This window comes from Streptomyces sp. NPDC059564 (assembly GCF_042735575.1).
Lineage (GTDB): Bacteria > Actinomycetota > Actinomycetes > Streptomycetales > Streptomycetaceae > Streptomyces.
Genome location: NZ_JBHWBP010000605.1, coordinates 1 through 2,431 on the forward strand (window position 1 = coordinate 1; position 2,431 = coordinate 2,431).

The 2,431-nt window shown below is 73.3% G+C and carries 2 protein-coding genes and 1 pseudogene; all 3 read left to right on the forward strand.

Annotation, left to right across the window (positions count from 1 at the left end; all coding sequences use genetic code 11):
* A pseudogene (locus ACFV0Q_RS40815) lies at positions 1 to 240 on the forward strand (alpha-1-antitrypsin); the annotation flags it as partial.
* Positions 240 to 1,034, forward strand: coding sequence for a hypothetical protein (locus ACFV0Q_RS40820; protein ID WP_385013078.1), 795 nt, complete (start codon positions 240 to 242; stop codon positions 1,032 to 1,034). The pseudogene ACFV0Q_RS40815 and the gene ACFV0Q_RS40820, both read left to right, overlap by 1 nt.
* Before the next feature lie 120 nt (positions 1,035 to 1,154).
* Positions 1,155 to 2,072: a MurR/RpiR family transcriptional regulator gene (locus ACFV0Q_RS40825; RefSeq protein WP_385013079.1), complete on the forward strand. Its 918-nt coding sequence runs from the start codon at positions 1,155 to 1,157 to the stop codon at positions 2,070 to 2,072.
* The last annotated feature ends 359 nt before the right edge of the window (positions 2,073 to 2,431 follow it).

Below are 2,431 nucleotides of genomic sequence, written 5' to 3' on the forward strand. Positions count from 1 at the left end.
GTCTGCCTCCAGGTCAGCAACTCCTTCTCCGCCGGACCGGCCGTCAAGACCGCGCCCGGCATGCCCGTCGAGCTGACCATCGACCTGGTCGACGGCCCCGACGAGCCCTCCGACGTGGCGTCCTTCGGCCTCGGCCGGGGCTGGTGGCTGATCGGCCTGCTGGTGCTGACCGGCCTGCTCGCGGGGCTGCTCTGGGGCTGGATCTCCCGCTGGCGCGTCTCCGTCTGGAGGACCAACTGATGCGTACCGTTCGCACCCTGACGGCCGCCCTGCTGGCGGGGGCCGCCCTCCTCGCCCCCGCGGCCGCCGCCACCGCTGCTCCGAGTCCCACGCCGAGCGCGGGCGCCGGCGGCGCCGGCCCGACCGAAGCGGGGACGGGCTTCCGCACCGCGACCCCGTTCCGGCCCGGCCAGAAGGCCACCGCCTCGGCGTCCAGCGGCGACTACCTGTACTGGGTCCTGCCCGTGGACGCGGGCCAGCGGGTCACCGTACGGGCCGCCGTGACCCTCCCCGAGGCCGCCGCCCGGCACGGCGCCTCCACCTGGCGGCTCGACGTCTACGACGGGCTGCGCCGCCGCCAGGCCTGCACCTACGGGACGCAGAGCGCGTCGGCGGCCAAGGAGGAGGCCACCGTGGAGCTGGCCTGCGTCCTGCGCACCGTCCGCTCCGGGGCCGAGCCGTGGGCCAACGACCCGCTCCCGGGCAGTTACTACGTCCGCCTCACCGTCGTCGGGCTCCCCGAGGAGGACCTGGGCCTGCCCGTGCGGGCGCAGGTCGAGGCCGACGTGAAGGAGACGGGCGGAGCCCAGGCGGTGGACGCCGTCCTGGCCGAGCCCCTGGTCCCCGGCATCGCGGGGGCCTCCGAGGAGCAGCGCGCGGCGCGCGCCCCCGAGGACGGCTGGTCCGGCGGCTGGTGGTCCGACCGCTGGCTGTGGACCGCGGCGGGCGGCGTGCTCGGGGCCCTCGCCGGCATCTACGGGTACTCCCTGACCCGGGGCCGCGGCCGCCCCGGGCGACCGGCGGCCGGGGCCTGACGGGCCCGTAGGGCGACGGGGCCGACGCATCCGCGGATACGGCGGCCCCGCACAATGATCATCCGACCACGGAGCGTGGGCTATGTTGGAACACGAGTGACGTGAGAAGGAGGCCCTCCGGTGTCATCGGGGCAGCAGGCGCGCGCACAGGCGGCCGCGATCACGCCGGGCACCGTCGCGCCGGAGCAGGGGAAACCGCCGGCCGACCGGCTGCTCGCGCTCTTCGACGGCCACCGGCTGTCCCCGGGCCAGCGGCGGATCGCCCAGTACCTGATCGACCACCTCACCGAGGCCGCGTTCCTGTCCATCACCGAGCTCGCCGAACGCGTCGGCGTCAGCCAGCCCTCCGTGACCCGTTTCGCGTCCTCCCTCGGGTTCAGCGGCTATCCCGCGCTGCGTGACGTGCTCCAGCCCATCGCGCTGAGCGCGGTGGCCGGCACCCCCGACAGCCGCGAGCAGATCCGCCACAACGAGCTCCAGGCCGCCGTCGACGCCGAGATCGAGAACCTGGAGAACGTCCGCAGGCTCCTCGCCGACACCAACCGGGTGCTGGAGATCGGCCGGGATCTGGCCCGCTCCGTGCCGCTGACCGTCCTCGGCCTGCGGATCTCGGTCTCCCTCGCCGAGTACTTCGCGTACGCGGCCCGCCGCATCCACCCCGACGTCCGCGTGGTGACCCGGGGCGGCAGCGTGGCCTACGACGCCCTGCTCCAGTCCAGGGCGGCCGGCGGCAGCTGGGTCCTGGCCTTCGCGATGCCCCGGCACGCCAACGAGACCCTCGCCGCCCTGCGCGCGGCCCGCAGCACCGGGCTGCGCGTGGTGCTGATCACCGACCCCACACTGGGCCCGCTGGTGCAGGAGGCGGACGTGGTGCTGACCGCCGGCACCGGATCCCGGCTGGTCTTCGACTCGTACGCGGCCCCCGGCATGCTCTCCGCCGCCCTGCTCCAGGCGATGGCCGACGCCGATCCCGAGCGCACCCAGGCACGGCTCGAACAGTACGAGCAGGTCGCCGACCAGCACGGATTCTTCCTCTAGTCCTTCGTCCGGGACACCCTGCGACCTCCTGCCGGAGGCGGTTTTCGCAGCGGGATATTCAGTGCCCGGCCATGTATGAAATTTTTCATACCCTTGCGTACTCGACGGTATATATGTTTACTGACGGCGGCGCTCCGGATCCACCAGATGCCAGGGAGGACGTCCCCACGTCCTCTTCGAACAGACACCCAGTACGCCGCTCCTCCTCACGGCGGAACCGGGTGACAGGTCAGGGCTTTCGGATCCCCGGAGGGGCGCCCCTGGCGGCCTCGGTCAACCCCAGGACCCAGGCCGCCCCCAGCCCAGTCACGAACAGAGCTTAGACCCCAATAGGAAGTGACGGGAAAGTCCCAGACGGC

Coding starts and splice junctions, on each gene's coding strand:
- ACFV0Q_RS40820 (WP_385013078.1), top strand. CDS start 240: ATGCGTACCGTTCGCACCCTGACGGCCGCCCTGCTGGCGGGGGCCGCC.